General features: G+C 59.1%; 14 protein-coding genes and 3 pseudogenes. 6 read left to right on the top strand and 11 right to left on the bottom strand.

Annotation, left to right across the window (positions count from 1 at the left end; genetic code table 11):
* Positions 1 to 217: 217 nt before the first annotated feature.
* Positions 218 to 439: a cold-shock protein gene (locus J1G33_RS07140; RefSeq protein ID WP_014719702.1), complete on the top strand. Its 222-nt coding sequence runs from the start codon at positions 218 to 220 to the stop codon at positions 437 to 439.
* 94 nt (positions 440 to 533) lie between these two features.
* The gene (locus J1G33_RS07145; RefSeq protein WP_005790850.1) at positions 534 to 1022 is read left to right on the top strand and encodes an RDD family protein; all 489 of its coding nucleotides are present in this window, start codon (positions 534 to 536) and stop codon (positions 1020 to 1022) included.
* 123 nt (positions 1023 to 1145) lie between these two features.
* On the opposite strand, the gene nadA is transcribed toward J1G33_RS07145, so the two are convergent.
* Entirely contained in the window at positions 1146 to 2204 is a 1059-nt protein-coding gene (gene nadA, locus J1G33_RS07150; protein ID WP_032879720.1) for a quinolinate synthase NadA, read from the bottom strand.
* Positions 2205 to 2675: 471 nt separating this feature from the next.
* On the opposite strand from nadA, the gene J1G33_RS07155 reads away from it, so the two are divergent.
* From J1G33_RS07155 to J1G33_RS27835, 3 genes and pseudogenes are all read left to right on the top strand, one after another.
* Positions 2676 to 4391 carry a ShlB/FhaC/HecB family hemolysin secretion/activation protein gene (locus J1G33_RS07155; protein ID WP_223017854.1) on the top strand — a complete coding sequence of 572 codons (1716 nt, stop codon included), beginning with the start codon at positions 2676 to 2678 and terminating at the stop codon, positions 4389 to 4391.
* A gap of 106 nt (positions 4392 to 4497) precedes the next feature.
* On the top strand, positions 4498 to 9453 hold the full coding sequence (locus tag J1G33_RS07160; RefSeq protein ID WP_223017855.1) for a hemagglutinin repeat-containing protein: 4956 nt from the start codon (positions 4498 to 4500) through the stop codon (positions 9451 to 9453).
* A 31-nt stretch (positions 9454 to 9484) separates the two neighbouring features.
* A pseudogene (locus J1G33_RS27835) lies at positions 9485 to 9571 on the top strand (outer membrane lipoprotein carrier protein LolA); the annotation flags it as partial.
* A gap of 37 nt (positions 9572 to 9608) precedes the next feature.
* On the opposite strand, the gene J1G33_RS07165 reads toward J1G33_RS27835, so the two are convergent.
* The 7 genes and pseudogenes from J1G33_RS07165 to J1G33_RS07195 form a co-directional block, all read right to left on the bottom strand.
* A complete protein-coding gene (locus J1G33_RS07165; protein WP_223017856.1) occupies positions 9609 to 10070 on the bottom strand; it encodes an SRPBCC family protein in 462 nt (153 codons plus the stop codon).
* 86 nt (positions 10071 to 10156) lie between these two features.
* Positions 10157 to 11704 carry an MDR family MFS transporter gene (locus J1G33_RS07170; protein WP_103734724.1) on the bottom strand — a complete coding sequence of 516 codons (1548 nt, stop codon included), beginning with the start codon at positions 11702 to 11704 and terminating at the stop codon, positions 10157 to 10159.
* Positions 11697 to 12848 carry an HlyD family secretion protein gene (locus J1G33_RS07175; protein WP_223017857.1) on the bottom strand — a complete coding sequence of 384 codons (1152 nt, stop codon included), beginning with the start codon at positions 12846 to 12848 and terminating at the stop codon, positions 11697 to 11699. Before J1G33_RS07175 ends, J1G33_RS07170 begins: the two co-directional genes overlap by 8 nt.
* Positions 12845 to 14326 carry a TolC family protein gene (locus J1G33_RS07180; RefSeq protein ID WP_223017858.1) on the bottom strand — a complete coding sequence of 494 codons (1482 nt, stop codon included), beginning with the start codon at positions 14324 to 14326 and terminating at the stop codon, positions 12845 to 12847. Before J1G33_RS07180 ends, J1G33_RS07175 begins: the two co-directional genes overlap by 4 nt.
* Positions 14327 to 14586: 260 nt before the next feature.
* The gene (locus tag J1G33_RS07185) at positions 14587 to 15327 is read right to left on the bottom strand and encodes a helix-turn-helix transcriptional regulator (RefSeq protein ID WP_223017859.1); all 741 of its coding nucleotides are present in this window, start codon (positions 15325 to 15327) and stop codon (positions 14587 to 14589) included.
* A gap of 288 nt (positions 15328 to 15615) precedes the next feature.
* A complete protein-coding gene (locus J1G33_RS07190) occupies positions 15616 to 18219 on the bottom strand; it encodes an autotransporter domain-containing protein (protein WP_223017860.1) in 2604 nt (867 codons plus the stop codon).
* A gap of 69 nt (positions 18220 to 18288) precedes the next feature.
* Positions 18289 to 18504, bottom strand: a pseudogene (locus J1G33_RS07195) (hypothetical protein); the annotation flags it as partial.
* Between J1G33_RS07195 and J1G33_RS07200 the strand changes: the two are divergent.
* Positions 18494 to 18655 (top strand): annotated as a pseudogene (locus tag J1G33_RS07200) (integrase core domain-containing protein); the annotation flags it as partial. The pseudogenes J1G33_RS07195 and J1G33_RS07200 overlap by 11 nt on opposite strands.
* A 97-nt stretch (positions 18656 to 18752) precedes the next feature.
* On the opposite strand, the gene J1G33_RS07205 reads toward J1G33_RS07200, so the two are convergent.
* From J1G33_RS07205 to J1G33_RS07215, 3 genes are all read right to left on the bottom strand, one after another.
* Positions 18753 to 19115: a hypothetical protein gene (locus J1G33_RS07205; RefSeq protein WP_223017861.1), complete on the bottom strand. Its 363-nt coding sequence runs from the start codon at positions 19113 to 19115 to the stop codon at positions 18753 to 18755.
* Entirely contained in the window at positions 19112 to 19957 is an 846-nt protein-coding gene (locus J1G33_RS07210; protein ID WP_223017862.1) for a hypothetical protein, read from the bottom strand. Before J1G33_RS07210 ends, J1G33_RS07205 begins: the two co-directional genes overlap by 4 nt.
* 128 nt (positions 19958 to 20085) lie before the next feature.
* Positions 20086 to 21471: an IS4 family transposase gene (locus J1G33_RS07215; RefSeq protein ID WP_223017863.1), complete on the bottom strand. Its 1386-nt coding sequence runs from the start codon at positions 21469 to 21471 to the stop codon at positions 20086 to 20088.
* Positions 21472 to 21843 lie beyond the last annotated feature (372 nt).

A 21843-nucleotide genomic window follows, 5' to 3' on the forward strand; every position in this document is an offset into this window, starting at 1 on the left:
AAACCGGGGCCTTGCGCAGGGCTTGTTTTTTTCATATTAGTTGGCGTAGAGTTTGCTCACTGTGTTTGCATGGGTCGCTTGGAACCTGGACCTGGGCAGTAGCTGAAGTAGTTGCTACAACCCGTTCGACGTCTCTTAACTTTCCTGCAACCCAGCCCAGTACTCTTTCGTGTGAAAGGGGCTGTCATTAATTTTTAGCGTCAAAGGAAAGAAGAAAATGTCGGATAAAGGTGGACGTCAGAGCGGTACCGTCAAGTGGTTCAACGACGAAAAAGGTTTTGGTTTTATCACTCCTGAAAGCGGCCCGGATCTGTTCGTGCATTTCCGCGCTATTCAGGGCAATGGCTTCAAGAGCCTGAAGGAAGGCCAGAAGGTCACCTTCGTTTCAGTTCAGGGCCAGAAAGGCCTGCAAGCTGACGAAGTTCAAGCAGAAGGCTGATCCTTGCTGCGACAAAAAGCCCCTGATATGACATCAGGGGCTTTTTTATGGGCGCCATTGCGTAAACTGCGTGCTTTCTCCAGAGAGCCCTGCCATGTCCAAACCCCTGTTGAGCCCCCAGGGCGAATTCCCCGCCGTTGGCCTGGGCCGCCGCCTGGCAGCGATGTTCTATGACTTCCTGTTGTGCACCGCCCTGCTGATCGTCACGGCGTTCATCTACAAGCTGGTGTGGATCGCCTTCATCGGCGAAGCGAAGATGCGCACACTCACCGAGTCCGGCGCGCTGGACGGTGACCCGTTGTTGTCGACGATCCTGTTGTTTGTGCTGTTTGGTTTCTTCGCCAAGTTCTGGACCCATTCGGGGCAAACCCTGGGCATGCAGGTGTGGGGCGTACGCGTGCAAAACGCCGACGGCTCGCGGATCAGCCTGTGGCAGGCGTTACTGCGTTTTGTGGTGTCGATTGCGTCGTGGTTGTGCGTGGGGTTGGGGTTTATCTGGTCGTTGTTCGATAAACACAAACGCAGTTGGCATGACATCTATTCGGATACGCAGCTGGTGCGGATCCCGAAGCAAAAGAAGTAACTCAAGCACATCGCCGATCAACTGTGGGAGCTGGCTTGCCTGCGATAGCGGTCTTGCAGCCAAACACCTGTGACTGTTACTCCGCTATCGCAGGCAAGCCAGCTCCCACATTTTGATTTGTGTTCAGGCGTTGCCGGCCAGCTTCAACCGCGCAGCCTGGGTGAAGTCCAACATCCGCTTGAGCGGCCGCACCGCCTGCGGAATCACCGACGGCTCGACGAAAATCTCGTTACTGCCCTCACGCAAACACTGCAATGTACGCTCCAGCGTATTCATCGCCATCCACGGGCAGTGCGCGCAGCTGCGGCACGCGGCGCCGTTGCCGGCGGTGGGTGCTTCGATGAAGACCTTGTCCGGACACAGCTGCTGCATCTTGTAGAAGATGCCGCGATCAGTCGCCACGATAAAGGTCTTGTTCGGCAAGCGTTGCGCCGCAGCGATCAGTTGGCTGGTGGAACCCACCGCGTCCGCCAATTCGATCACCGAAGTCGGTGACTCCGGATGCACCAGGATCGCCGCATCCGGGTACAGCGCCTTCATGTCTTCCAGCTGCTTGGACTTGAACTCTTCGTGCACGATGCAGGCACCGTCCCACAGCAGCATGTCGGCGCCGGTCTGGCGCTGGATGTAGGTGCCCAGGTGTTTGTCAGGGCCCCAGATAATGGTCTCGCCGTTGTCCATCAGGCTCTCGACGATTTCCAGTGCGCAGCTGGAGGTCACCACCCAATCGGCACGGGCTTTGACCGCGGCCGAGGTATTGGCGTACACCACCACGGTGCGCTCGGGATGCTGATCACAAAATGCGGAAAACTCATCCACCGGGCACCCCAGGTCCAGGGAGCACGTCGCTTCCAGGGTAGGCATCAGGATGCGTTTTTCCGGGGTGAGGATCTTGGCGGTCTCCCCCATGAATCGCACACCGGCCACCAGCACGGTCTTGGCTGGGTGGGCAGCGCCGAAGCGGGCCATTTCCAGGGAGTCGGAAACACAGCCGCCGGTTTCTTCGGCCAGGGCCTGAATCACCGGGTCGCAATAAAAGTGGGCGACCAGCACCGCGTCCTGAGCCTTGAGCTCGGCGGCGATGGCAGTACGCAAGCTTGCCTCTTCAGCAACGCTGAGAACCTTGGGCTGTTTGGCGTCGAGGTGGGCTTGAACCAGTAGGCGTTCGGAAATGTGCGTCATGTTCGCAAGACCTGCAGGCGCAGTAGCGCGAAAGTCGAGTGTACCACCGGCTCGGGAGCCCTTCGGGCGCCGCCGGACGAAGTGTTTTTGTTCATCAAGCACGGGTAAAGCGGAAGCTGCGCAAGGCTACAGAATATCCAATGGATTCAAAAGCCTAATCTGGCAACGAGGCAAGCTGCCGTTCCTTGATCGGGCCCAGCCGATTAGGCGAAGTCTTGACAACAATCCAAACCATCCCTCTGCCACTTACACGCCTTTAAACGCAGGAATGACGGGCCTGCACACCTCATGCCGCACCAAAAATGTGCATAAAAGCACTTAATTACGCGACCTTTCTTACGTATTGTGTGATAAATCCTACAGCGATGTAACAAACCGTCTACCACTCACTCAAGTGTGGCAAGTCCCGCTGAGTTCACTATTTGGCTCGGGCGGATGCATCGCGTGTATTTCTACGTTTAAGGAAGTCGAGTGCCACATCAGCTCTCAACCGCACACCTGTGTTGTACCCGGAAACTGGGCATCGCCCTGCTCTGCCTGTGGGCGCTGCCGGTGGCTGCCGCCGATGGCCCACAGCCCGGCCAGGAAGCCCTGCGCTTGCAGCAGCAACAGCAGCGCGATTTGCAGCAATTACAATTGGAGCAACGCCAGCGCCAAATGCAGCGCGGCAGTTTCGGCACGCAACCGGCCACGCCGGCCATGCCAAAAGAGACTGCCAAGGATGAAGGTTGCTGGCCCCTGAGCGGTACGCGTCTGGCCGGAGTTACGCTGTTCACCCGCAGCGAGCTGGACAAACACATCCAACCCTACGTGGCCCCGTGCATGGGCGTCACGCAGATCAACCGTCTGCTGGCGCAGATCACCCAGCTGTACGTCGAGGCCGGTTACATCGCCAGCCGGCCGTACCTGATCAGTGCGCCGGCCGCCGGGCAGCCGTTGGATATTCATGTCGAAGAAGGCTACCTGGAGGCCATCGAGTTGGCCGATCAGAGCCTGCCGGTGGCGCTGGGCGGGGCATTCCCCGGGATGCTCGGCAAACCACTGAACCTGCGCGACCTGGAGCAGGGCCTGGACCAGCTCAACCGCCTGCGCTCGGTGGACCTGACCGCCGACATCGCCCCCGGCAGCACACCCGGCGCCTCACGCATCATCCTGCGCTCGCGCAGCAGTGCCTCGCGCTGGGCGCTCGGGCTTGGGGTCGATAACCTCGGCAGCGCCGGCACCGGGCGTGATCGCAACGCCATCAGCGTGAGCCTGGACAGCCCGTTGCAAATCAACGACTCGCTCAACCTGAGCTTCAGTGACACGCTCAACCATGGGCCACGCTACAGCCGCAGCCACAGCCTGTTCTATTCCATCCCTTACGGTTACTGGACCTACAGCCTGTTCGCCAGCCATGCCGAATACCGCTCACCGTTCAAGCTCAGCCGCACGACGCTTTACAACAGTGGCCGCACCGATCAGCTCAGCCTGCGCAGCGACCGCGTGCTGTGGCGCGACCAGAGCCACCAACTGAGCGCCAACCTGCAACTGGCCTACAAGGACGTCGACAGTTACCTGCAAAAGGTCCATCTGGACATTCAGAGCCCGACGCTCACGGTGGCAGAAGCGGGCCTCAACCTGTTCTGGCTCAATAGTGCGGTATGGAACCTGGACGTCAATTACGCCCAGGGCCTGACGTGGTTCGGCGCCGATCGGGATGCCGACCAGGTGCAAAAAAAACACCCCAAGGCACAGTTCCACAAGTACCGCGCCAACCTCACCCAATGGCGCAACGGCCAATGGTCGGCGCAGCCATGGCAGTGGCAAAGCCAGCTGTCGGTGCAGTACAGCGAGGATGCATTGCCTGCCATCGAACAACTGCTGATCACCGATGACTCGGCCGTGCGTGGCTACCGCGAAAACAGCAGCTCCGGCGCCATGGGTGCGGTATGGCGCAACACCTTGCGCCTGCCGCTCAACACGGGCTTGCCGGTGAAGCTCACCCCGCGCCTGGGCCTGGACAATGCGTGGGTCAAGCACGAACACGGCGCCCAGAGCCAACGCCTGAGCGGTGCCAGTGCTGGGCTCAACCTGAGCTGGAAGAACGTGCAACTGGACATCGATTACCAACGCAACCTCAACACCCCCACAGGCTTTCGCCAGGAGCCGGAGGTCTGGCTGACACGCCTGAGCCTGCAAATATGAACCACCGCTGTTTTTAGCCTGAGACAACCGCCGTACCTGACCACCACAGCAGCGTTGCAACGAACAACGCACGTCGCGGATCAGCCAACACAGAGCGAAATTATTTATGCCGACTACTTCACACAGCTTTCACCTTTCTCCCCAGGGCAAACTGCGCTGGGCCATTGCCAGCCTGTTTCTGCTGCCACAGTTGGTACTGGCTGGCGGCGTGACCGTCGTCACAGGCCCCGGCGGCACGCCGCAACTGCAAGACCAGGGCGGTGTGCCCATCGTCAACATTGTCGCGCCGAATGCCGGCGGCCTGTCCCATAACCAGTTTCTGGACTACAACGTCGACCGCCAGGGCCTGGTGTTGAACAACGCCTTGCAGGCCGGCCAATCCCAACTCGCCGGGCAACTGGCCGCCAACCCGCAGTTCCAGGGCCAGGCGGCGAGCGTGATCCTCAACGAAGTGATCAGCCGCAATGCCTCGGCCCTCAACGGCGCCCAGGAGATTTTCGGCCAGGCCGCCGATTATGTGCTGGCCAACCCCAACGGCATTTCGGTCAATGGCGGCAGCTTCATCAACACCCCGAATGCCAACCTGGTGGTGGGCCGCCCGGAACTCAACGACGGCAAGCTGCAAGCCTTGAGCACCCGCGATGCCAACGGCCAACTGACGATCCAGGGCCAGGGCCTGCACAACCGCGAGGGCTCCATCAAGCTGATCGCGCCACGCATCGACAGCGAGGGTCGCCTCAGTGCCCGTGATCAATTGAACCTCACGGTCGGTCGCAACCAGGTGGATTTCGCCAGCGGCGAGGTACGCCAGGTCGACCCGGCCGGCAAGGCCCAGGAGCAACGCATCGACGCACGCCTGTTCGGCGCGATGCAGGCCGGGCGCATCAATATCATCAGCACCGCCGAAGGGGCCGGGGTACGTGTGGGTGGTGTGCAGGTGCAAGGCACTGACGGTGTAAAGATCAGCTCGGCCGGTGACCTCGATGTCAGCGGCCAAGTCCACGCCAACAGCCTCGACGCCACCCGCGCCGGGGTACAGAGCCGCCAGGGCGACGTCGACTTGCACAGCGCCAAGGACTTGAACCTGGCCGCCACTGACGTAGGCGGGCGCAACGTCAAGCTGGATGCCGGGCGCAACCTGACCCTCAGCAGCCTGGAAAGCCGCAAGCTTCAGGAAAAACGTGAGCAGTGGAACAACAGCAACTTGCTGTTCACCTACGAAACCTACGACCGCACCACCACCGACAAGGATTCCCGCCAGCACGGCAACACGCTCGTCGCCCAACAGGACGCGGCATTGTCTTCCGGCGCCAAGGCCGACATCAAAGCCAGCCACGTCGAAGCGGGCCACGCCTTGCGCGTCAACAGCGGCGCCGACCTGCAGGTGACTGCCGCTACCGAAACCCATGAGACCCGCGACCAGGGCAACCATCGCAAGCACCTGTGGAAAGCCAACTGGGACAAATCCAGCAGCGAACAGCGCAGCATCACCAGCAGCCTCAAGGCCGGCCACACGCTGGAGCTGACCAGTAAACAGAAACTGCAATTGCAGGGCGCCGAGCTGAAAACCCCAGGGGACATCCAATTGGCAGGCCGCCAAGTGGACATCACCAGCGCCAGCCGCACCCAAAGCAGCAGTGACAACACCTACGCAGGCGACCTCACCGGCGGCAGCTTCTTCGGCAAGAACGGCGACGGCAACCAGGGCAAGACCTTGAACACCGCCAGCAAGGTGAATGCCGACGGCAAGCTGATCGTCCAGGCCGACGACGTGCGCATCAGCGGCAGCCAGGCCCGAGGCGGCAAGCAGGCCAGTGTGATCAGCGACAAAGGCTCGCTGGTGATCGACGGCGTACAAGACACCTCCCACGACAACCGCTACAGCAATGACAGTAAGTTCTTCGGCATCTCCAAGGATGAAAGCCGCAAGAACCTCAAGGACAGCACCGTGGTTGCCAGTAACCTGCGCTCGGACAGCAACCTCAAGCTGCAAAGCGCCAAGGACATCACGGTGAGTGGCTCCCAGGTGTCTGCCGCGGGTGAACTGCAAGCGAATGCCAAGGGCGATATCAAGGTCGTTGCGGCGCAGAACACCGCCCACGACACCACCAGTACCCATACCCGCGGCTTCGATGGCTACGCCAAGGAAACTGAAGGTGTCAGCCGCCAGTACCGTGCGGGCCTGAGCTATGAAGACCAGCAGCAAACCCGCCAGACCGACACCACCCGACAGCAGGCTTCAAGCATCAACGGCGCCAGTGTGGCGATTAACGCCGGTGGTGACGTCAGCATCAGCGGCTCCAACCTCCAGGCAACCAAAGGCGATGCAAGCCTGAGCGGCAAAAACGTCGAGCTGTTGGCCGCCCATGACCAGCGCACCGAAGCCGTCGACAAGACCACCACCGGCGGCAGTTTCTACTACACCGGCGGCATTGATCGGGCAGGCAATGGTGCTCAGTTCAGCCACCAGAGCAGCCACGACACCGCTGAAAAAACTACCGCGCAAACCAGCACCGTGGCCGCGACCGGCAAGCTGACCATCAATGCTGGCAACACCTTCACCAGCGAGGGTGCCCAGGCCAAGGCCGGCACCGAGCTGCGGGTCAACGCGGGCCACATCGACAACCTGGCCGCCCATTCCACCGAGACCAGTACCCACAAGCAAAACGGCTGGACCGCCGATGTCGGCGCCAATGTGGAATACAAAGGCATTACCCGCCCGATCGAAAAAGCTGTTGAAGGCGTGGCCCAGGCCAAGTTCCATCAGCCGGGTTTGCTGGATGCATTCGAACAACCCAATGTCGGGCTGGACGTGGAAGTCGGGCATACCCACAGCACCCGCACACAACAGGACAACACCGCCGTGGTCAGCCAATTCAGTGGCGCCACGGTGCAGGTCGATAGCATCGGCAAGTTGCAGGATGAGGGCACGCAATACCGCGCCACCAAGGGCGGGCTGACCATCAATGCCGGCGAGCATATCGCCAAGGCGGCAGCCAATACCCACAGCAGCAGCGAGCAAGGCGTGGACGCCAAGGTCGGCGTGCGGGTCTACACCACCACCGGCGAGGACGTGAATGTACGCGGCAGCGGCAGTGGCGGCAGCCGTGATGTACGCCAAGCCAGCAGCACGGCAGTGGTCGGCAGCTACGCGGGCACCCAGGGCGTGAGCCTCCAGACCAAGGGCGATGCAAGTTATGAAGGCAGCCAGTTCAACGGCGGCCAGGCAGGCGTCAACCTCAAGACCGGCGGTGAGTTGGCGCTCAACCAGGCTAACGACACCCAGAGCAACACCAGCAGCACGTTGCGCGGTAACGCGTCATTGACCGTGGGCACAGCGCCCGGCGCCAATGGCACCAACATCAACCTCGGTGCCGGTGTGCAATTGGATAACCAGCGCCTCGACACCCAGGACAGCCAGGCACGCGTCGCGACGCTCCAGGGCAACGGGCCGATCCAACTCGGCAGCGGCGGCGACATGACCCTGCAAGGCACGCAGATCGGCTCCGGCACCGCCAAGACCGGCGATATCAGCCTCAATGCCGGCGGCAAGCTGGACCTGCAAGCCGCCACCCACCGCCACGTCAGCAACGGCAGTAACCTGGGCGGCGGCCTGACCCTTGGCGCCGGCAAAACCAGCAGCGCCGAAAGCAGCAGCAAGACCGGCAACCTCAGCGCCAATTTCAACATCGGCAAGGTGGCCGAAGATGACCAGGGCGTAGTCGTCGGACAACTGCACAGCAACGGCAAGGTCAGCCTCGCCAGCGGTGCCGATGCAGCCGATGCCATTCACTTGCAGGGTACTCAGGTCAGCGCGGCCAGCGTCAACCTCGACGCGCAAAACGGCGGCGTCCTGCAGGAGTCGGCACAGTCGACCCAGGCTCATGACAGCTGGGGCGTGACCCTGGGCGCGGGCGCCAGTGTGGGCAAGACCACCTTGGCCGACGCCGGTGAGCACGAGACACCCAAGACCCAACGCGGCATCAATGCGCGGGCCAAGGTCGATGTGGATCACGTGCAAGGCACCACCCAGCACGACAGCCTGATCAAGGCCGATACCGTGGTCATCAACAGTGCCGGCGATACCCGTCTGGCGGGCGCACGCATCGACGCCGAGCAGGTGAGCGGCAAGGTGGGCGGCGACCTCGTTGTCGAAAGCCGCAAGGACCAGGTCAACAGCACCCAGGTTCATGTCGATGCCAAACTGGATGTCGAGAAAAACCAGCCTGGCGTGGTCGATAAACTCGCCAAGGCCAGCGGCCCGCTCAAGGACACCGTAAAAGCCAAGGCCGAAGGCGCGTTCGACAAGCATCGCGACAAATTGGAGAACGTGGTCGACAAGGGCACCGGGCACCTGGCTGCGGCCAAGGACAAAGTGCTCGACAGCGTGGTCAACGCCAAGGAACGCCTGGAAGAAAAACTCACCCGCAGCGCCAGTTACGACGTGAACCCCGAGCCCCGCGGCGCGTTCGGCACCCGCGTGGACAAGGCCAAGGCTTACCTGGCAGACAAGAAGGATGCGCTGGGCACGCGCCTGTCGGGCTTCAAGGACAAGGTCTGGCCAAAAACCAGCGACAGCTACGTTGTCAGCGGCAAGAACACCACCGGCAGCAAGGTGGCCGATACGGCTGAAAGCGTGTTGTTCGGTGACAAGAGTGGCAACACCAACTACACCCCGACCCTGAACCTGGACGTCAGCCATGTGATCAAGGACAGCGTCGCTCAGGCGTCAGGCATTCGCGGCAGCCAGGGCGTCAGTCTGCAGGTCGGTGGTGATACGCGCCTCACGGGTGCGCGGATCAGTGCCGAGCATGGCAAGGTCGAGCTGGGCGGTTCCAGGGTCACCGCAACCACACTGGCAGGCAGCGACTACCGCGCCGATGTCGGGCTGAATGTCTCCAAATCACCGGTCAACCTCGCACTCGGGGCCAAGGACGAACTGACCCAGAAACAGGACGACGCTACGCGCAAGGATCAAGCCTTGAACCTGGGCCTTCTGCGCGCCGGTGGCCATCGAGAGAGCCAGGCCTTGCAGGCGGGGATTGATCAGGCCATCAACTAAAGGCTAATACCGGCCCACTGTAGGAGCGAGCTTGCTCGCGAAGAACGTTAACGATGGCGCTGGCCTGTTGAAAGTACGCGGCGCCCTCAGGTTTTTCGCGAGCAAGCTCGCTCCTACAAAAGGCGTATTCTCAGCGTGCCAGCACCCTCGTCATGTCAGTTGAACAGCGCCTGCAGGTTCTTCATCGCATCATCGGCAAAGCCTTGCAGGAACGCTTCGAACGCCGGCATATCCTCCTTGCCGCCAGTGCAGGGCTGGCCAATGATGGTCCAGGTCACCAGGCTCTGGTCCGGGCCTTGCGGCGCCACTTCCATCAGCGCCCACAGGTTGCCGATATTCAGTGAGGTGTAAATCAGTGACCAGGTCATCGTCATGGCTTGGTCGTCACGGGTGTTGAGTTGCTCAATCACCACGTTGCCGTCCTTGAACAGTTTCTTGCGGACCGAACGCACGCCCTCGCCCGTCATTTCGATATGGGACAACGCCGGAATGAATTTCGCGAAACCCGCAAAATCTCCGACGATACTCCACACGCTGCGCGCATCGCCATTCACGGTGACGCGGGCGACTACAGGGTTGCCGAGCGGGTTACGGACCAGGGTATCGGGTTGTTGCATGAGAGAGCTCCTCTTTTCCGGGGGGCAGATAGTGGGCTCCAACCAATCGCAGTGGGCTGTACAAGTTCAACACCTCCTTGGCGTGGTTAAGCGTTCTTGGCTGACTGCCGTAATGCCAAGGCCGCGACACCACACAAGATCAACGCGATACAGGACACATAGAACGCATCGCTATAGGCCATCAGGTACGCCTCGCGACGCACGGTGTGGATCAAGCCCTCGATAACCTGCTGTTGAGCGGGCAACAGTTGGTTGAAGATAAAACCCTCGCTGTCAGCCATGCTGGCGCGCAGGCGTTCCTGCAAGGACGGGGAAAACAGTGTGATCGACTCCCCTACCCGCTCGGAGTGAAAGCGTTCGCGCAGGGCGACGATCTGCGTCAGACCCGCCGTACCCACGGCGCCACCCAGGTTACGCAGCATGGAGAACAACGCCGAGGCAGAGCCGGCTTCGTCTTTGGCCAGCCCGGACACCGCCAGTACCGAAAGCGCCACCATGATCAGCGGCTGTCCGATACCGCGTACCACCGTGGAAGGAATGATCACGTTGGCAGCGCTGTCCACGTCCAGGTGCGCACCGAGGTAGCACCCCAGGGCCATGATGAAAAAGCCACTGGCGACCATCAGTTTCGGGTTGAGCCACTTCATCAAGCGCGGCATGAACGGCGCCAGTACCAGTTGCACCATGCCGTAGGCGATCAGACTGATGCCAATCTCCCGAGCGTTGTAACCCTGCAACTGGGAGAGGTAATTGGGCACCAGGAACACCAGGCCGAACGTGGCCCCGCCGAAGATGAACATCGCCGCGCTGGCTACTCCGAAGTTGTAGCTCTTGAGCAGACGCAGGTTGATAAAGGAGCGGCTGCCATACAGCTGCGACAGTACGAAGTACACCAGGGCAACGCCTGCGACCAGCGACATCCACACAATGAAATCGGAGCCGAACCAGTCCTTACGCCCGCCTTCTTCCAGCACAATCTGCAAGCCCCCCAGGCCGACGATCATGGCGATGATGCCGCCCCAGTCGCCGCGCTTGAGCAGGCTCAACTGCATGGGTTTGGCATCGATGGACCATGCCACCGCCAGCAGCAAAAGAATGCCGGGAGCCAGTTGCAAGTAGAAGATCCAACGCCAGGAATAGGCATCGGTCAGCCAGCCGCCGATGGACGGCCCGGCAGCTTGGGCGACGCTGTTGGACAGGGCGAACAGGGCCATGCCCATCGCGATCTTGCTGGGCGGCAACTCGGTGATAATCAACTGGAATGACAACGGGATCAGCACCGCGCCGGCTGCGCCCTGGATCACTCGAATGATGATCATCACCGCAAGGTTGGGCGCCCAGGAGCAGGCAATCGACGCCACCAAAAACACAAACGAGCCCACGAGCATCACACGCCGCAGAGAGAACACCTGCACCAGCCACGCGGTAAGCGGGATCATCACAATCTCCGCGACCAGGTAGGCGGTGGAGATCCACGAGCCTTCCTCGAACGTCGCCCCCAGGGAACCCTCGATCTCCGGCAGCGCGGCGCTGGTCACGTGCACGTTCATGCCGGCCATGAAACAGCCGAACAGCCCCCCGATTACCGCCACCCAGGCGCGAAAGGAGACGCTCTTTTCAGCCGCTTCAGTCATGTGCAGCGCCCTGCTTATCTGGGCGAGTGTCCACCGTGGTGATCACCGACATGCCCGGCAGAATAGGTCCGCCTTCGTCATGCTCATCAATGACGATCTTCACTGGAAAGCGTTGCACGATCTTGGTGAAATTGCCGGTGGCGTTGTCCGACGGCAACAGCGCGAACACCGCCCCGGAGCCTGGCGAGAAACTCATCACATGGCCCTTGAGCTTGCGTCCTGAATAGCTGTCGATGCTGATGTCCACGGGTTGGCCGGCACGCATGTCGCGCAACTGGGTTTCCTTGTAGTTGGCCACCACGTAGGCCTGCTGCAAGGGCACCACTGCCAGCAGCGGCAAGCCTGGCGCGACGTACTGGCGGGTGCGCACTTTGCGCTGCCCTACCACGCCGTCGATGGGCGAGCGAATCAAAGTGTCTTCCAGGGCATGGGTCGCCAGGTTCAACTGCGCCTGGGCCTGACTGCGCCGGGCAATCTGCTGCTGGAGCGAAGCTTCGGCGAATTGGCGTCGGGTGACGGCCACGGTCAAGCGGGTTTCCTGTTGGCGTTGCATGGCCTTGGCAATTTCTACCGCGGCATTGGCCTGGGTGTAGCTGGCGGCGGCCGTTTCCAGACGCTGGGCGCTGGCGGCGTGGTCGCGCACCAACTCTTCGTAGCGGCGCTGGTCGAGGCTTGCGCGGCGCAATTCTGCGGCCACACTGCGGGCGTGAGCCTCAGCCTGGGCAACCCCGGCCTTTTGCTGGGCGATCAGGCTATCGGTGACGTGCAGGTTGGCCTCTTGCGCTGCCACCGAGGCTTGGGTCTCGGCCAGTTCTGCACGAGCTTGTGCCAAGCGCGCCTGGTAGTCACGGTCCTCGATTCGCACCAGCACGTCCCCGGCCTTGACGGGCTGATCGTCCTCCACCACCACCTCGGCCACATAGCCTGAGACCTTCGGGCTGATAGGAATCCAGTCGGCCCGCACATAGGCATCATCGGTCTGTTCCAGATACCGGCCGACCGTCATCCAGTACACGCCGAACACCACTGCAGCGATCAACAGCGCGGCGCCGCCCAGCAGGAGCAGATGCCTTTTGCGACGTGGGTTGCGCGTATTCGCCTGTTCATCCTGGACAGCAGTTTTTTCATCAACGGCGATATTCATGGTTGGGTACCGGAAAAAGTGGTGTGAGCGTGGGTGGGCGCTGAAGGCTGCCAACCACCGCCAAGCGCCTGAAACAAGCTGATCTGGCGTTGCAGCAACTGGCCATCGGCATCGGCGCGCGTGGCCTGCAAACGGATCAGTTCACGTTCGCTGTCCAACACATCCAGAAAGTCGATAGACCCGGCGTCATAGTTGAATTGGGCCAACCTGTAGGCGTGGCGGCTGCTGTCCAGTGCCTGGCTCAAGGCCGCGTGGCGCTGGCGTTCGCCGTCATACAAGGCCAGGGCCTGGCGCACCTCCTTGAGGGCCTTGAGCACGCTGGCCTCGAACTGCGCCACCTCCACCTGCTCAAGCGCCCGCGCCTGGTTGACCCGTGCGCGGTTGGCGCGCCAATTGGGGAACTGCCAGGTGATCAGCGGGCCGATGCCGAACATCACCGCGCTGCTGTCGCCCAGCTCATGGGGCCTGTTGGCCGATGAAGACACCGAGGCGCCGAAGGTCACCTTCGGGTACAGGTCGGCCTGGACGATATCCACTTGCAGCGTAGCCGCCTGCAACGCTCTCTCGGCCTGACGGATATCGGGGCGGCGCGCCAATAATTGCCAGCCATCGCCCACCGGCAGTTCGGCATTGAGGTGTGGAACCACCTCACAGCTCGCAGCGCCAGCGCCTTGTTCCAAATCAGCCACGCCGGTCAGCATTGCCAGTTCATACAGCGCAGCCTGTCGACGCGCCTCCAGCATCGGCAGCAAGGCCTGGGTTTCGCCCTGCAAGGCTTGCATACGCGTGTATTCAAGGTCCGTCACCACACCGGCCTGGCGCTGGCGATCGATCAACACCAGGCTGCGCCCGACCACGTCCAATGAATGACGCTGGACCTTGGCACGAGCACCGAGGGCACAAGCATTCACATAGGCGCGGGTGGTTTGCGCCACGACCGTGATGCGCAACAGGTCTTCGGCGTCCTGCGCCGCCGCGGCTTGCACCTGGGCTCGTTCGATCGTGCGCTGGACCTGGCCCCACACATCCACTTGATACGCCAGCTCGAAGCCCGGGTTGAACGCCCATTCTGACGGTGCATGGCTATCGGTGGCCTTGGCCAGGGTCTGATCATCGGCGGTCTTGCCATAAGCCGCCCCCAGTGACGCCTGGGTGGCCGGCCAACGCTCGGCATCAGCCTGCATGATCCCGGCCAGCATCGCCTGCACATGGGCCTGGGCTGCCGCCAGGTCACGGTTGTGCAGCAATGCCTGCTGCACCAGCCCATCGAGCTGTGGATCGTTGTACAACTGCCACCAGCGCTCGGGTAATGCCTGGGCCGAAACACCTTGCGGCAGATGGCTCAGGGCATTGATTCGTTCGGGATGTGGCTGTGCTGGCGAGTGGGCAACCCAGGATGAACAACCCACCAACAACGCCACCGCCACGCCGAGCAGTGAGAGACGGCCATGCCGTGGGGAAAAAGAAGGCGAACCCATCAAAGAAATCCAGAAGGCCAAGTAGAGACGCAGGGTAAAAGCGCAACGGGGTGTGCATCTCCCGAGTTCTGGACAACCATCGTTTTGATTGGGACAAGGTGCGGGGTGGCTTGGCAGTACTCGGGGCAAATGTGGGAGGGGGCTTGCTCCCGATGAGGGAGTATCAGTTAGCAAATCTGTAACTGACCTACCGCCATCGGGGGCAAGCCCCCTCCCACATTTGAACCGAGGCTGACAGGGAAGCCTATCGCCAAATCAAATCACACCAATCGACAGTTACTCGGGGTATAACCCATGGTGCGCTTGAACATCGCAGTAAACGCACTCGGGCTCTGATAACCATGCTCCAACGCCACTTCCAGGATCGACACGCCACTGGCCAGCCGCTGCATGCTGAGCAGCAACCGCGTGCGCTTGCGCCATTCGCCGTAACTCATGCCCAACTCCTTCCGGAACAGCCGCGCCAAGGTGCGCGAACTTATATTGAGCTGTAGTGCCCAACTCTCCAGTGTCGACTCCTGGGAAGGGTTGTCGATAAAGTCGGCACACAGCGCCTTGAGCCGCGGCTCATCCGGAATCGGCACATGCGCCAGCACCCGCTGCGCCCGGTCGAGCTCGGAGAAAATCAGATCGACAATCTGTAGATGGCGCAGCAACGCCGGCTCACTGTCAGGCTCATCGCCCGCGGCAACAATCAGCTCGCGCAACAACGGCGAAACCCTTATGACCTGACACTCATGCGTCAAGCCGCGATGCGCCCCCGGCGAGATCAACAAGGTGCGCATACGCACCTCGCCGGTCATGCGGATCTGATGCTCCATCGCCGGGGGCACCCACAGCGCGTGCCCGGAAGGCAGCACCCAGGTTGTCTGCTGCACCGACACCAGCATCACACCGTTGATGGCATAGACCAACTGACCCTCGTCATGTCGGTGAGCAGCCACAATATCGCCGTGAAGATAGTTACCGGCGAGGGCCGCCAATGGGGTATGCACGTTCATTTCAGCAAGCCGCGAGCAGGTCAGGCCGGCCACTGTTGGAAGGATCCTTGGGCATCATGTCGCTTCTCCTTTTTTTGAACAGAGTGACCCATTGGGACTCAGTGGCCACTGGGTCCAATACTAAACAAAGAAAGGGTGCGGGGAATTGCGTATTAGGGTGGGTACTGTGAAAAAACGTCGAGTAAAAATTAAAAAAACCAAAATATCGGCGAGCGAATTTCAAGAAAAAAAGATTATTGCTTTTGGGGATAACAGGGGCTCGCAAAGAGCCCCTGTTCGGGTTTACCCCTAAAACGCGTAACGCGCCTTGACCATCACCCCATCAGCATCAAACCCGCTACGCGCCTGGCGGGTATAGCTGGCGCCCACCGTCAGCGCCGACACCTGATAATTCAGGCCCAGGCTGGCTTCGTAACTGTCACGTGCGACCGAAGCGCCCGTGACGGTAAACGCTGAACCGCCCAGCACAAAGCTGGAGGTTTGCGCCACGCGGTCGCCCATCAGGTCGTGGTAGGCCATCAATGTGGCCTCCGGTTGCAGGCTGCCGGTGGTCAACGGGAAGTTACCGGCCAAGCGCACACCCGCGCCCAACTCGCCCACTTCATAGCGTTGCGAGCCGGTGCTCAGTGCCGCCGAAGAGCCCTTCTCGGTAAAGCTGTCCATGCGCACGTTGGAATAACGTGCCGCCACTCGCGGCTCTATCACGGCAGCATCCGACAGCTTGAAGCTGTAGCCGCCCAGTACGCTGGCCGACAACACATTGCTGTCGTAGCTGCCCTTGGCGGTTGTGCCTGCCACACGACGCTTGCTGTCATTGTCGTTATGGCCATAGCTCAGGCTGCCGTCGACAAACCAGTTCTGCAGCGCCCAGTTGCCGTACAACGACAGCGCATGGCCTTGCACGTCGGTCTTGGTGCCCAGGTCCGAATGGATGTTGGAATTGAGGTAGCTGTAAGCCACACCCACCGTGGTGCTGTCGTTCAACCGACCATCCACACCCACCGCCATGCCGCTGCTGTTGGCCGAATAACCGTTGTCGCCGCTGCGGCCATCCTGATCCATGTTGCTGCTCAAGCCTTGCAACCACACACCCACGGCTTCGCGATTATCACGCTGGCCCGAGAGACGATTGAGGATCGCACCATTGATCACCGTCTGGCCCGACAAGGCCACGTCCAGCGCGCCACGGTTGACGTCCGGCTTGAGTTGCTCGCCCACCAGCGCCAACTGCTGCGCCGTGCCCGCGTTGGCCAGGGCCTGGAACACCGGATCATCCGTTGCCAACTGCCCGAGCACGTCATTTTTTGCTTCGTTGACCACAGTGACAACCGGCTCAGTGGCGCCCGCGCCGGTCAGGTCCTCTTGCACTTGCTGATTGCTCTTCAACCCCACCACGGCCTTGACCGTTTGTGCGTCGGCCGAGTAACTCAGTACGTCCAGCAACGACGAAGTGCTGGCAACCGACAGGCCGTTGTTCTGCACACTGCTGGCTTGCAGCAAGGTGTACTCGGTGCCGCTCGGCACGGCGGTGAAATCACCAGGGGTGGCGCTCAAGGTCACTTTCGATGCCTGGGCGAAATTCGCCGCACCGCTGATCGTCAGGTATGGCGTGGTCGGCACTACGCTGTTGGCCAGGCGCATATCAATGCCTGCACCGCTGGCGACGTTGAGGTCACCGGTGAGCACCGTGCCAGGGGCCGACAGGTTCAGAGAGCCCGAGTTGATCGACACCGGCGCGATGATGCGGCTGCCGGAAAAGTCAGCCTGGCCGGCGATGTTCACCGCGTTGACGTTGAGCACATCACCGACGATTTTGCCGCCGGTCCAGTTGAGGGTGGCGCGGTTGGCTGCGTCGATGGCGATGCCGGAGTTGCTGCGGATTTCACCGGATTGCTGGTTGATTTCGAAGGTGGAGGTTTGCTCGGCTGCGTCAACAGAGATGGCCGTGCCATCGGCAGTGATCGTGCCGCGGTTGATGATGCCGCGGGAGCCGGTGGGGCTGTTTTGGGTGAAGGTGGCGCCCAGGAGATCGATCGCTTTGGCGTTTGTACCTTTGACTTCGAGGGTGCCGGTGTTGAGGATCGAGTCGACGGTGCCTGCATAAAAAACGATACCGGAAGCATCTGCGCCGTTCACAGACAGCAGGCCACTGTTTTCAATGCGCAGCGGGCTCGTGGTGGTTTCAACTTCTATGCCCCAGGCGCGCTGGCCCGTTGCAGTGATGGTACCGGAGTTGATGATTTTTCCGCCGATATTGATCGGGTACGCTTGCGGGCCATCCACCGCCAGACCCACCACATCATCCCCCACCATCTCGATCACGCCCGTGTTAGCGACGTCGCCTGCCACTTGGGTGTTATGCAGGAACATGCCCTCGCCGCCAAACGTGCCATTGACAGCAGAGGTGCCCGGTACAATGGGGGTTGATTTGATCGTGCCCGAGTTGATGACGCTGCCGCCGATCACGGCATCACCGATTTCAAAACCTTCATAACCCCCATTGTTCATGGTGATGTTACCGGCCTGAATCAGATCACCCGTAATTGTACTGGGGGTTGAGCCGTCGTTTGCAAAACCGAATGGGTCCACGGCAAACGCCCGAATGGAACGCCCATCGGAGGTCATCACAATATCAGCACGATTGATCAGCGAACCTTGAATGCTGGTATTAGAAACACTGACGCCCATCAACGCAGTAGTGCCAGACTCAGGGGTGGGCGTTTGATTGGTTGCTTCAGTTAGCCTCCCGGTGAAGGTCAGAGACTCGTTAAACGTCTCGCCCTTCCATGAGGTTTTGCCTTGACCCAGATCCACTTCAACGGCCAATGCCTGGCTGCTGATTGCACCGACCACTACGGCCAACAGTTTTTGCTTGAACGGATTTCGCTTCATTTGAAAACTCCATGTACGACAGAAAGCAACGCCACAAACCCATGGCGATTACAGATATAAAACGAACGACTACAACAAGCGCCGCTGCACCGCCTCATCCAACGTGCTGCGGGTCAGAGCTTGCACCACCTCGTGGGTGTCCTGGCGGAAAGGTACGGCAACGATCAACAACAATTGCATCCAGGTACGCAGCGACTCACTCTTGCGCACACGGCCCAGTTCTTTACCGTCCTTGTCCTTGAATACAGTCTCCAGGGTGAAGGTATTCTTCGCGGTAGAAGGGATATTGAAGACAGAGCTTTTGCTCCAGCGACAACAGGATTTGATGCAGGCGAAGAAGATGGTGAGTGAGTCAGTGTCGATCTACAACCGCGAGCGTCCGCACCTGTCTTTGAAATACAAAACGCCCGACGCGGTGCACCGGGCGCCAGGGTGAAATAGGTGTAATCCTATTTCAGGTCTAGACAATGCACCTTTACCACCAGAACTGACTTCCACTTTCCGTGAAGCTTGCGCTATTCCTTTTGCACCAATTAATTCACTCCATAGTAACGGTAAAGATCCGCATCAGGCCAAAGTTCGTCATATGCCGTTAACGTGCTTCGCAGGGCCTCGCTACGAGGGTCCTCGGAAGGATTCATCTTTGAAATTACAAATTCTTTAATTTCGGGCCACTGAAGCTCACGCATACAAAATGCCACAACTTCAAATGGCGAGTTTCCAGACATTAAGATCAATTTAAATCTATCTATAAAATCTTCTTTATAGCCAGGATGCTTTTTTATAAACTCCAAAATATTTAACAAAGACATCTCGTAGGAAATGTCTAGCTCTTCACCAAAAGCGGCTATAGCTATATCGCAAAGTTCATCAAACTCTTTAATGACGTCATTCATTTCGGCACCCAGGCACCTTTTCTTGAATTGCTAGGATCTGGCACCCATACTTTTTCTATATATTCCCCCCCCACTTCAAGCCCTTTTTGAGAGAAAGCATTTTCTGCTGCGGCTTGAGCAGCCCGACCAGAGGGCTCATAGTGCCCTGATGTGTTATCAATATATTTAACTTCGCCGTTCACAATTTTCACTTCTCCCGCAGCAACAACGGGTTTGCCATTCGCTAGATCAATGTGACCACCACCTACATCATTAAATTTTCGTCCGATCACTAACTGACCATCCTGAAGAACGACATAGTTATATCTTCCAGCCCCTTGAGTCAACTTTGTATCTGAGATTAGCGTTGGAACACCTGTTGGGTGATCTGGAAATTGATTGGAAAAACTGGGTGTCGCTTGCTTTTCCACAGAACCCGCTGTTGCTTTTGCACCTCCGGTTTCCGCTTTAACCTTGCTCCAGTACGCCTCTGATTTACCAGCCTGCGCACCTGCTGTCTCACCCTCTCGAAGCGTAGGCTGCCTAGGACGCACGCCTCCAGCAACACCACCAGCTATGCCTGCAATATAAGGTTCATAGGTGTTAACCAACGTCTGGAGCTTATCCAGATTCTCATACGCCCTAGCCTCCAATGTCTGCTTGTAGTTAAAACACACATCTGTTTGGCAGTTGAGCGATTTAAGCGCAAACAAACCACCTTCGAGCGTTGTTATCTGAGACTTTGCCCACGCCGGGCCAGCGGTTTTCATGGCCTCTTCATAATTTCCGAGGCTGATATTGTCGTACTTACCTGCCCTCCACGTTTTCTGCTGGCAGGTCACGTCTTTCCCGCAGATATTCATATCTGCTACAAAATCGGCGGCATCCTCATAGACAAAAAAGGGGACAGATTTATTTATTCAGAGAAAGTAAATCCTCAAAATTTTCAGGATGGGACAGGCCAACCAAATAAATCTGTCCCGAATGGCACTTACTTAACCTTCTTCGGATGTCCATTTCTCCTGACCTCGGCCCTAGCCGTCGAGCGCGTCTGCATCAGCATCGGGTAAGGCTTGGGCCTTCGTTTTATGGCGCGAGGCTCAATCCGTCCCGGCCGGTTTCCGACACGTTTCCTGGCGATCAACCTGAGTAAATTCGGTACCCCATCGTCTTGTTCGTCGGCACCGTACTGCTGCATCGCAAGGCATAATTGGAGGCTATGTTTAAAGCTAAGCTCGCGTGGCAAACAATCCGCTAACAGCGCTGATTGGGCCATGATCATCCGAATCAAATTATGCGCTAGCAGATACACCCATAATTCTTTTACAGCCATGCCAGGCGTCTTGCAGCTCAGCGTTTCAAGACCCAGCGTTGTCTTGATATTGCGCAGATCCAATTCAACATGCCAACGGTCTTTGTACAATGATTTTAGCCCGGCTTTAGGCACTTGTTGCGGGCAGTTCAAAGTGGTTACCAGGATTTTTCCATCGGTTTTCAGTTCACGTACTGTCAGTGTTTCAGCCGCTTCTTCGTAAGAAGCCTGGCTCATCCAAGAAGGTCGCTTCTTGGGCTTTTTCAGCTCAACCAAATGATCCTCCGACCCAAGCGATTGCCCGAGCCGAAAGTCCGTACTGCGCCGTCTGGCGCCGTATTGTTCAAACACGCCGTCAATCCCGCGACGTCGCAGTTCGCACAGCAAAAAGTATGTCGCGTAGTAGGCATCGCCCAGCACAATATCGCCTCGATTCAGTGTATCGAGCATCGTTCTGAGTAACGTCTGCTCATCGCCACCTTTGCCTCGAAAGCGCCCCAGTGAGGCGTCTAAAACGGCACCACTGGACAGGCAAATGATTCCTACCAAACGACAAATGGGAAAGCCCAACCCTGCTTTCTGGCCACGAGATTGCGGATAGGCAGCTTGATTGGCCGCAGTGTCTGGCATGGTCACTGTGGTGCCATCCACGAGACGTACCGGGCGGCCCATCCAGCGCCATGACGGTGGCACGTTGTTACTCATCGAGGATCCCGTGGAGCGCAACAATGTTGAAACCATCTCTACCGGTAACCGCGCCCGTGCTTTGCAATAAGCGCCGGTGTAGACACTGCTGGGGCTTAGCCCATCGCAGCAACGTTTGATCGAAAAATCATTCACGGCCTTCTGACAAGAACGGTCGGCATTCATGGCCTGAGCCAGAAACATCGACAGTGTTTCAGTCGGCGGGAATAAGCGTTGACGATGCTTGGGAATCACTGACTCGGCACGCTGTAGCAGCGCCGGATCGGCTAGCAGCTTAAAGAATGCATGGGCGTTGCTGTTTTTGGCGTGCTGCTGAATGCGCTGCTGTTGATGCCTGACGATTTGACGTCTACGATTCACGCGGGCTGTCCTTGTTCGAGTGGTGTGTGTTCGCAACTATCACCGTAGACCAAGGACGGCCTTTTTTCATTTTTCTGTAGTCATATCAGCTGGTTAGCTGTTAAGGAAGTGCCATTCAAATCTGTCCCCTTTTTTCTGATGGTGGACCGTGTGAGACGGGCTTTTGCCCGGCCGGTACCCTCGGACACCGGTTTGCGACCCTCGCACGGTCCACCACCCACTCGTGTCGCAACGATGGTGGTGGTCCCTTAACTGTCTGAGGATCGAGTGGATGTCTTCTACAAATCGAAACTGTCGAGTTATTGAAATAAAAGTCGTGATGAGGTGTTCGCGCTCTGCCGTTGACGCTCATTCAATGTGTGGTGCATTGGA

The organism is Pseudomonas sp. P867 (genome assembly GCF_019891455.1).
GTDB classification, from domain to species: domain Bacteria; phylum Pseudomonadota; class Gammaproteobacteria; order Pseudomonadales; family Pseudomonadaceae; genus Aquipseudomonas; species Aquipseudomonas synxantha_A.